The sequence below is a fragment of the Microcoleus sp. N9_A2 genome (assembly GCF_036701775.1).
Lineage (GTDB): Bacteria > Cyanobacteriota > Cyanobacteriia > Cyanobacteriales > Microcoleaceae > Microcoleus.
Genome location: NZ_JAUBRH010000037.1, coordinates 1 through 9,512, shown reverse-complemented (window position 1 = coordinate 9,512; position 9,512 = coordinate 1). Strand labels below are relative to the sequence as shown.

At 46.6% G+C, this 9,512-nt stretch carries 11 protein-coding genes and 1 tRNA gene; 10 read left to right on the top strand and 2 right to left on the bottom strand.

Features of this window, described 5'->3' with window-relative positions; genetic code table 11:
* Positions 1-431: ribbon-helix-helix protein, CopG family (locus tag QUA44_RS19740; RefSeq protein WP_333253622.1), on the bottom strand; the 431-nt coding region annotated here is incomplete at its 3' end.
* A gap of 687 nt (positions 432-1,118) precedes the next feature.
* On the opposite strand from QUA44_RS19740, the gene QUA44_RS19735 reads away from it, so the two are divergent.
* Both QUA44_RS19735 and QUA44_RS19730 read left to right on the top strand, forming a co-directional pair.
* Complete coding sequence (locus QUA44_RS19735) at positions 1,119-1,418, top strand: type II toxin-antitoxin system HigB family toxin (protein WP_265239314.1); 300 nt, start codon at positions 1,119-1,121, stop codon at positions 1,416-1,418.
* On the top strand, positions 1,402-1,797 hold the full coding sequence (locus QUA44_RS19730) for a transcriptional regulator (protein WP_333253624.1): 396 nt from the start codon (positions 1,402-1,404) through the stop codon (positions 1,795-1,797). The genes QUA44_RS19735 and QUA44_RS19730 overlap by 17 nt, the downstream gene beginning before the upstream one ends.
* 467 nt (positions 1,798-2,264) lie before the next feature.
* Here the strand turns inward: QUA44_RS19730 and QUA44_RS19725 are convergent.
* A tRNA-Ser gene (locus tag QUA44_RS19725) sits at positions 2,265-2,349 on the bottom strand.
* Between the two features lie 214 nt (positions 2,350-2,563).
* Here QUA44_RS19725 and QUA44_RS19720 point away from each other — a divergent pair.
* The 8 genes from QUA44_RS19720 to moeB all read left to right on the top strand — a co-directional run bounded on the left by QUA44_RS19720 (position 2,564) and on the right by moeB (position 9,334).
* Positions 2,564-2,932: a 2Fe-2S iron-sulfur cluster-binding protein gene (locus tag QUA44_RS19720; RefSeq protein ID WP_333253626.1), complete on the top strand. Its 369-nt coding sequence runs from the start codon at positions 2,564-2,566 to the stop codon at positions 2,930-2,932.
* Positions 2,933-2,970: 38 nt separating this feature from the next.
* Positions 2,971-3,486 (top strand): thermonuclease family protein, encoded by a 516-nt coding sequence (locus QUA44_RS19715; RefSeq protein WP_333253627.1) that lies wholly within the window; start codon positions 2,971-2,973, stop codon positions 3,484-3,486.
* 125 nt (positions 3,487-3,611) lie between these two features.
* A complete protein-coding gene (locus tag QUA44_RS19710; protein ID WP_333253631.1) occupies positions 3,612-4,454 on the top strand; it encodes an inositol monophosphatase family protein in 843 nt (280 codons plus the stop codon).
* A gap of 74 nt (positions 4,455-4,528) precedes the next feature.
* Positions 4,529-5,461 carry a tetratricopeptide repeat protein gene (locus QUA44_RS19705; protein WP_333253634.1) on the top strand — a complete coding sequence of 311 codons (933 nt, stop codon included), beginning with the start codon at positions 4,529-4,531 and terminating at the stop codon, positions 5,459-5,461.
* A gap of 330 nt (positions 5,462-5,791) precedes the next feature.
* Positions 5,792-7,027: an ATP phosphoribosyltransferase regulatory subunit gene (locus QUA44_RS19700; RefSeq protein ID WP_333253635.1), complete on the top strand. Its 1,236-nt coding sequence runs from the start codon at positions 5,792-5,794 to the stop codon at positions 7,025-7,027.
* A gap of 144 nt (positions 7,028-7,171) precedes the next feature.
* Positions 7,172-7,399 (top strand): ferredoxin family protein, encoded by a 228-nt coding sequence (locus tag QUA44_RS19695; RefSeq protein ID WP_333253636.1) that lies wholly within the window; start codon positions 7,172-7,174, stop codon positions 7,397-7,399.
* Positions 7,400-7,605: 206 nt separating this feature from the next.
* Positions 7,606-8,085 (top strand): M67 family metallopeptidase, encoded by a 480-nt coding sequence (locus QUA44_RS19690; protein WP_333253640.1) that lies wholly within the window; start codon positions 7,606-7,608, stop codon positions 8,083-8,085.
* A gap of 79 nt (positions 8,086-8,164) precedes the next feature.
* On the top strand, positions 8,165-9,334 hold the full coding sequence (moeB, locus tag QUA44_RS19685; RefSeq protein ID WP_333253642.1) for a molybdopterin-synthase adenylyltransferase MoeB: 1,170 nt from the start codon (positions 8,165-8,167) through the stop codon (positions 9,332-9,334).
* The last annotated feature ends 178 nt before the right edge of the window (positions 9,335-9,512 follow it).

Genomic DNA, 9,512 nt, shown 5'->3' with positions numbered 1-9,512 from the left:
CCTTCGAGATTTTGCTTTTCGGTAGCTAATTGCTGCTGCAAAGAAGCGATCGAACTTTCGCGTTCACTCAACTGCTGCTGTAAACTTTCGTAACTTTCTTGCAGCGGATTTGGCTTTACACTCACCGAGTCCGATAGAGTTTCTGCCGTTACAGCGTCATTAATGGCGCTTTCTTCGGCTGTTTCCCCTTGCAAGTCGGGGGACTCTACCTGCGTTTCTTCACCTTTTTTCCAAGTGACAGTAACTTCCGTCTTGTCCTTAGAAATATCCAGAGCGCCTTGTGCCAAGCGTTCTAGGAGTTCCGACCTTGATATTCCGAGCTTTTGAGCGATCACGTTTAATCGATCGGCACTAGAAGAAGTCAGCGAAAGTCCGACTTTGACTTTACTTTCTGAATTGGAACTAACTACATTGCGATTTTTTTTGACCATTGGCATTTTCCTCATGCCAACCTACACTAATAAGTGTAGTGGCTGAAGCTTCTATTAAAATTAATTCTTGTTACTTACCAATTGTGCCAGCTTCCGTTCCCAATTGAACAAAAATCCTTGAATATACTCGCTTAGTCCATTCCTCGCCGTAGAACCGCTTAAACATTCCCTGGGCCGAGTTTTTTTCGGCACGATACCGCAAATAGCACAGTTGAGCTTGTTAGATACTATCTAACTTTGCGCCCCATCTCATCTGTTCGGCGCGATCGACAAAATCCAAATAAGCGGCTAGATAGTCTTTGAACGCTGCAAAAAGGCGAGTTTCCACAACTTCCATGCGATCGCCAGAACCACGCTGCTAGAAGCTTTTTTACACGATGAGGATCAAGTCGGGGGAGGAAGAGTGGGATTAAAGACAAAGCCTGCGGTTTCCAACCGCGTCTACACAGACAAAACCCACTTGGAGTCGGTTAAAGAATTTTTACTCGATCTGCTCTTGACATCTTCCTCTCAATATGAGAGTATAAGCATAGTAGTCAAGGATCAAGCGTAGTCCTGCAACAGTAATGATGCAATTCAATACAACCCTTTCTGGATATGGATTGAGAATGCCAAAAACCTTACTTCTGCACCACTACCGGATCAAGGTTGCGATGTTAGACAAAAAAAGACACCAACCAAAAACCCATGCACCTAATCTCGATCTCCAACCTCCGTAATGATGCGGCCCAGTATCCCGATGTCAAAACTGAAATTGATACCTTGCATAAAAAATTTAAGAATGCAAAATGGCAGAATTTGGAGGAGGTTCGCAAGGAGTTCCGGGATGCCGAAGCAGTAGGAAACTTCACCGTCTTTAATATCAAAGGCAACAAGTATCGCCTGATTGTGGGCATCAACTACGAGGCTCAAACTATTTTCTACAAATATTTCCTAACCCATGCTGAATACGACAAAGACAAATGGAAAAATGATACTTACTTTTGACCGAGCAACTTATAGCAACTTGCTTGCAGAAATTGCTCCCAAGGCGATCGAAACCGAAGAGGAATACAATCGCTTCCTGGCAGTGGCAGAACGGCTAACCTTCGCTAAAAACCTCACTCCAGAGGAGAGAATTTTATACAAGTTGTTAGTAACGCTGATTGAAGTTTATGAGACAGAAAATTATCCGATCGAATCGGAGCCTCATGAGATTTTGCAACACATCATGGAATCCAGCGGCACCCGTCAAGCGGACTTGGTAGGTATCATTGGATCGAGCGGTGTGGTGTCTGAGGTTGTGAATGGGAAAAGAGCGATTAGCAAGGCACAAGCTAAGGCACTAGGCGATTATTTTAAAATCTCACCTAGCTTGTTCATTTAATTGGGAAATTGAGCATGGGAAATTGGGCATTGCCAATAGGGTATTGGTTATTTGTGATTAGAAAAACTACTAACCAGTAACCACTAACTATTACCCATGCCCGATGCCCGATGCCCATGCCAGAGGCATCTGGTCCTATGCCGACAGTCCCTAAATGTTACCGATGGGAGTTGCGAAATAAAGGTATGATTAGTTCAAAGATAAATTTGGAAAAAACAATTAAGTGACGCTCCTAGACTATATCGCTGGCGATTGGTGTAGGAGCGTCACTATGGTTTTCTAGTATTAACATTATATCTGGGCGTGTTTTTCGGCCCGATCGCCCTAATTTACACTCAAACATTGAAAAGCGATCGCCCTTGATTTTTCTAAAAGAACTCAAGGGCGATCGCTCTAATCAAAGTATTTATCTCATATCAGAGATTTTTGTTGCAAGCTGTTTTTTTTTGCCTAAACAACTTGTTTAACGGAGAGGGAGGGATTCGAACCCTCGTTAAGTTGCCCTAAACACACTTTCCAGGCGTGCGCCTTCAACCGCTCGGCCACCTCTCCAGGGCTAAATTAATTCATTTAGCCACAGCTAAACTATCTTAGCAGAACAAATCTGATTTGGGAAGGGGTAACGGCATAAATTTGCTGTTTAATATGGGTAGGGTGTGAAACGGGCAGGCTTGGGTTCTCCTCCCGTGGTCGCAAACCCATTCATTTCAAGGCTCTTGCCCCGCCCACCCCAATCTAAAATCTAAAATCTAAAATCTAAAATTCCATGACTAACTCTTACACAATTAAAATTCATAACAGACAGACAGGCGATCGCCACACCGTGCGAGTACCCGAAGACCGATACATCCTCCAAAGCGCCGAAAACCAAGGAATAGAATTACCGTTTTCCTGCCGCAACGGCGCTTGTACGGCCTGTGCGGTGCGCGTCAAGTCGGGGGAACTGCACCAGCCAGAAGCAATGGGGCTGTCTGTGGAACTGCAAAAAGAAGGTTATGCCCTGCTGTGCGTCTGCTATCCCCGTTCCAACATCGAGGTAGAGACGCAAGACGAAGACGAAGTGTACGAACTGCAATTCGGCCGCTATTTCGGGAAAGGTAAAGTTAAAGTCGGTTTGCCGTTGGATGAAGAGTGAGGCAATTAATTCTATAAATTATCAACTACCAATTATCCATGCTTTATCGGTTATGTGCGATCGCCCTTTGTCTATTGTTAGCTAGCTGCCAAAAACCAGAAATGCCCCAAGGTACGATCGCCAAAGTAGAAAGGGCCATCAGCGGGCAAACAATCGAAGTTATCAGTACAGCCGACAAAATAGCCTTATTAGAACAAATCAGGCTGATTGGTATTGATGCCCCGGATTTAAAACAGCAGCCTTGGGGAGAAGCAGCCAAACAAAGACTAGAACAGCTAATTGGGGGAAAACAGGTATTGTTAGAATCAGACATTGAAGAGAAAGACCAGTTCGATCGCAAACTAGCCTACTTGTGGCAAGATAAAGTTTTGCTCAACGAACAGCTAGTCAAAGAAGGTTATGCCCTGGCTTCAGTGCGATCGCCCAACACCAAATACCAGCAGCGACTGGTGAACGCTCAAGAATGGGCGAGACTCATGGGTAAAGGCCTGTGGAATCCAGAACGAGCTTTGCGCCAAACTCCTGCAGAATTCCGCCAGCAAAATCGGCAATAGTTCAGTTGACAGTTGACAGTTGACAGTTGACAGTTGGCAGTTGTCAGTTGACAGTTGGCAGTTGGCAGTTGACAGTTGTCATTGGAAGCAATTCTCAATTCCCAATTCCCAATTCCCAATTCCCAATGACTGATAATCAACTGCAAAACTTCTTAGAAATAGCCACCGAAGCAGCCTTAGCCGCCGGTTCCGTCCTGAAATCTTTCTGCGGAAAACTAGAAAAAATTCAAGAAAAAGGCCGATCGGGCGATTTAGTCACAGAAGCCGACAAAGCCTCAGAAGCCGTCATCTTAGAAATTCTCGGCCGCCACGTACCCGATCACGCCATCCTCGCCGAAGAATCAGGCAAATTAGGGGATGCCAGCAGCAAATACCTGTGGGCAATCGACCCTTTGGACGGCACAACCAATTATGCTCACCAATATCCTTTTTACGCCGTGTCGATCGGGCTTTTAATCGACGGCATACCACAAATCGGAGTAATTTTCGACCCTTTTCATAACGAATTGTTTCGAGCAGGCAAAGGATTGGGGGCAACCTGCAACCGGAGGCCGATCGAAGTTTCCCAAATCTCAGAATTGAGAACCAGCTTGCTAGTCACTGGCTTTGCATACGATCGGCGCGAAACAGCAGACAATAATTATGCCGAATTCTGTCATCTCACCCACCTCACCCAAGGCGTGCGGCGCAGCGGTTCCGCATCCCTAGACCTCGCACACCTCGCCTGCGGGCGATCGGACGGATACTGGGAACGGGGACTTGCCCCTTGGGACGTAGCTGCCGGTGTAGTCATCGTCTCCGAAGCCGGAGGTCAAATTACAGCTTATGACGGCAGTGCCTTTGAGATCAACTCGGGTCGGATTTTGGCCACAAACGGCAAAATACACGGCGAACTCAGTGGCGCACTGCTAGCAGTTCCTCCCTTATCTTCTTGGGGTAACGTGCCCCCAGCAATAGATCGGGGGTAGTACGGGGGTCAGAACCCCTTGACTCAAGCTACATTAAAGAATAGTGAAAAGCCAGGAAAGGAAGAGTAAAAGTTATGTCTTTTGAAATGACAAAAGGGCTGTTCAAGTACGACTTTACAGATCAGCACGCAATTTTGGGAATTCCCTTAGACGCCGAGTTTAACGACATCCGCAAGCGCTACATGAAAATCGCCCGCCGCTTGCATTCGGATACTTGCTCTTTTGAAAGCCAAGCCGATAAAGATTGGGCTAACCAATTTTTGTCAAAAGTAGTCAATCCGGCTTACAACAAATTCTCCAAGGAAAGCGATCGCAAAGAATACAACCTGCTATTAACAGCCATCGGCAAGCGCGTGGTTAAAGAACAGGCGAAAATGCAAATCGAAAGCGCAGCAGCCAAACAGTTAGTTACCGATCAAAATTGGGAAGAAGCTTACAAAACAGCAGTTGGAAAACTGGCTCTTAAGCAGTACGAATCAGTTAAGGAAACCGAAGATGCGATCGCTCAAATTAGTGAACTTAACATGGTTTACCTGCTGCGAAAAGAGCGCCTTGGCGGTGGTGCGGTTGCACCCGGTTCATCTGCAAAAGCCACAGCCCCAACTAGCACAGAAAAAACAGCAGCAGCAGCAGCAACCCCACCCCCAACCCCACCCCCAACTCCGCCTAAAGTCGAACCCCCAGACTCGCAGACAGAAGCCTATTGCCGCCGAGCTCAAGGATTTATGGACAGCAAAAATTACGCTAAAGCAAGTTTGGAGTTGAGAGAAGCCCTGAAGCGCACTCCAAAACACAGCAAGGCTCACGCTATGTTAGCAATGTGTTACTTTGAGCAAAATCAAGCGACAATGGCGAAACTTGAGATGAACAAAGCTTTGGCATCAAATCCTGAAGAACCGACGGCTTTGGAGGTTAAGAAAAAGCTGGAACAAGCTGCCGCAAAAGCCAAAAAAGGTGAGGAGAAACCAGGATTTTTTGCAAGTTTGTTTGGCGGGAAGAAGAAGTGAGAAGTTGTCAGTTGTCAGTTGTCAGTTTTGAATCGTTGAAAAGATAATAGGGCGGTTTCAAGCGCCCGGTCTTCTGAACCCAAGCGTATTATTGATACCTTAATTTGTTAAAGTCGAAGGTTAGGCTTGCCACGTTCGACTTTAACACCGTTTCCTAAAGCTAAGCTTCTAAGCCCAATCAAAAATCTAAAGTCTAAAATCTAAAATTGATATGACACCTTAATTTGTTAAAGTCGAGTGTTAGGCTTGCCTGGTTCGACTTTAACACCGTCCCTCAAGCCAAGCTTCTAAGCCCAATCGAAAATCTAAAGTCTAAACTCTAAAATTGATATGGTTCACCAACCCCCATCCGGTGCAAGAGATTTATTGCCCCTTGACGTTGCTCAAAAAATTTCGATCGAACGGCGCTTACAGCAGGTTTTTCACCGCTGGGGCTATCACCGGATTATTACCTCTACACTAGAAAGGCTGGAGACTTTGATGGCTGGGGGCGCGATCGACCGATCGACCTTAATTCAACTGCAAGACGCCGAGGATGGAGAACTTGGTTTGCGGCCGGAATTGACAGCATCCATCGCCCGCGCGGCTGCAATGCGGATGTCCGGGACTCGCTGGCAGCCTCAGCGCCTCTACTACAACGCCAACGTCTTCCGCAAAGGCCCAGATACTGGCTCAGGCGGGCAACAGGAGTTCTATCAAGCTGGGGTAGAACTTCTCGGCGCGGGGGGAAGCGTTGCGGATGCGGAAGTGCTGCTGCTGCTGTCTGAGTGCTTGCAGAACTTGGAAATTGATGACTGGCATTTGGTTTTGGGAGAAGCCGGCTTGACTGCAACATTGCTGGAACCGTTTCCGCCAAACGTGCGCCAAAAAGTTCGGGGGGCGATCGCCAATCTCGATCGCATCGCCTTAGAAACCTTGCCGCTGTCTGACGAATTGCGAGAAAGAGCTCTGCTGTTATTTGACTTGCGCGGCCGCCCAGAAGATGTGTTGCCAATTGTTGCCAAACTAGATTTAGATTTGCCGCAGCAAGCCGCGTTAAATAATCTCAAATCGGCGATCGAACTACTGCACAAATGTCAAGCAAAAATCCCCAATTTAAAATCTCACATCCACCTCGATTTGAGTTTAATTCAAACATTTGACTACTACACTGGAATAGTGTTTGAAGTTGTCAGCAGCAGCAAAAGCGGACAGCGAGTTTTAGGACAAGGCGGGCGGTACGATCGACTTTTAGGACTGTTCGATCCCCAAGGGCAAAATTCCCCCGGCATCGGGTTTTGTCTGAATATTGAAGATTTGCACCAAGTTTTGCTGACAGAGGGGCAATTGCCCACGGAGACGCCAGCTAGCGAATGGTTGGTTGTGCCTCAAACTCCCGAAGCGGCGGCGGCGGCTTTTGATTATGCCCGCAAACTCCGAGAGTCTACTCACCTAGTTCGGGTAGAAATAGATTTGGAGAGTCGGGAGACAGAGGAGGAGGCGCGGGAATACGCGCGCGATCGACGAATTACTCAAATTGCTTGGGTAAATGCCGAAGGATTGCCAACAATTGAAACGGTAAATTAGCCTAATGGGTAATTGGTAATTAGTAGTTAGTAATTGGTTAAAAATCACCAGATATGATATTATGTATCCTGCTGATTGAGAGAAGGTTTGGCCAATTGCTAATTGCTAATTCCCGATCTAACTAAAATGTTTTGAGAGAACACTATGGCACACACTATTGTTACGAATATTTGCGAGGGAATTGCTGATTGCGTCGGCGCTTGTCCGGTTGCTTGCATTCACCCCGGCCCCGGCAAAAATGTCAAGGGTACTGATTGGTTTTGGATTGATTTTGATACCTGTATTGACTGCGGCATTTGTTTGCAGGTGTGTCCAGTCGAAAATGCGATCGTCCCAGACGAACGACCCGAATTGCAGCAAACTCCGACTTGATAGCAATTGAGGGCTAGATAGCCAAAGACTTACGCACGGGGTAATAAACCCGGTTTCTTCCTAGATTCTTCGTTAATAAACCCAATATTGATGAGAAGAAACCGGGTTTATTTGACATTAGTTATATAAAGACTTTCCCTTCCCTTCTCCTCTCTTCCTTCGCCTCCTTCGCGTCTTCGCGGTTCGTCAAAAAAGCCTAAAAGAAAATGCAAAATATCGCACTTTCCGAATCTCACATTTTATCCATCCGCACCCACGCCGAAAGCGCTTATCCAGAAGAATGCTGCGGTTTGTTGCTCGGTCGAGTTACTGGCGATGTTAAAACTTTAGTGGAAGTTTGGCCGACTGACAATGCTTGGAGTGCTGAGGCTGAGGAGAATTGGCCCGAACAAAAAGGATTGACAGAAAGACGCAGATATGCTATAAAGCCCGAAGATATGTTGCGGGCGATGAAACATGGGCGCGATCGCAATTTAGACATCATCGGCATATATCATTCTCACCCAGATTGTCCCGCAGTGCCCTCAGAGTGCGATCGGACATTGGCCTGGGCCCAATACTCTTACATCATAGTGTCCGTCCGACAAGGCAGTTCAGAAGACCTCCGCAGTTGGAGTCTTGACGCAGAGGGGAACTTTCAAGCAGAGGAAATTCTCGCACAGGAACCGACTGAGATTAAGAAATAATTAGTAAAAATAACAAACAGGTAAAAATGCGAAAGATTCAGATAGGATATAATTCAAAATCTGCGCTACACACAATATCATGCTAAATCCTAATCTGGATGAGATCCAGCTCAACAAACAAGAATACGAACGCTACTCTCGCCACCTGATCCTGCCAGAAGTTGGATTGGAAGGGCAGAAGCGTCTCAAAGCTGCCAGTGTGCTCTGCATCGGTACGGGAGGCCTCGGTTCTCCGCTGCTGCTGTATTTAGCAGCCGCCGGTGTTGGCCGCATTGGCATTGTAGACTTTGATATTGTTGACCATTCCAACTTGCAGCGACAAGTAATTCATGGCACATCTTGGGTTGGGAAACCGAAGATTGAGTCGGCTAAAAATCGGATTTTAGAAATTAATCCTTTTTGTCAAGTTGATTTGTACGATACTCGCGTTAGTTCCGAAAATGCGATCGACATTGCCACTCCTTACGATATCATCATCGACGGTACGGACAACTTCCCGACTCGCTATTTAATGAACGACGTGTGCGTGCTTTTAAACAAGCCCAACGTCTACGGTTCCATCTTCCGATTTGAAGGGCAAGCAACAGTTTTCAACTACGAAGGCGGCCCGAATTATCGCGATTTGTACCCCGAACCCCCGCCTCCTGGGATGGTTCCTTCTTGTGCCGAAGGCGGCGTTTTAGGCGTTTTGTGCGGAGTTGTCGGTTCTATCCAAGCAACGGAAGCTATCAAGATTATCTTAGGTCAAGGCACAACTTTGAGCGGCAGATTGTTGCTTTACAATGCCTTAGATATGACGTTCCGGCAATTGAAACTGCGCCCGAATCCAGTGCGCCCCGTAATTGAAAAGTTAATCGATTACGAAGAATTCTGCGGTTTTAATAAAGCAAAAGCCGAGGAAGCGGAACAACAGAAAATTCCCGAGATGACTGTCAAAGAACTTAAGAAATTAATCGACAGCGGTGCGAAGGATTTTGTATTGTTAGATGTTCGGAATCCCAACGAGTATCAAATTGGTCAAATTCCTGGGTCGGTTTTAGTTCCTTTGCCGGATATCGAACACGGCGCAGGTGTCGCCAAAGTCAAGGAATTGTTGAACGGCCACCGCTTGATTGCACACTGCAAAATGGGCGGACGTTCTGCGAAGGCCTTGAGCATTTTGAAAGAAGCGGGAATTGAGGGGATTAATGTTAAGGGCGGGATTACTGCTTGGAGTGAAGAAGTAGACCCGTCTGTACCTCAATATTAAGCTAAATCTTTTTCTAGGGCGGGTGATTTGCCCGCCCGGAACCGGGACTATGAAACTTCTTGCACTCATTCCCAAACAATCTCAAAATTATCTGCGTTAATCGGGAGCATCCCGGTTTTGCAAAAGCCTCAAATAGCCAAGAGGTCGTTGAGGTAAGCACAACGAAGTTTTAGCATTT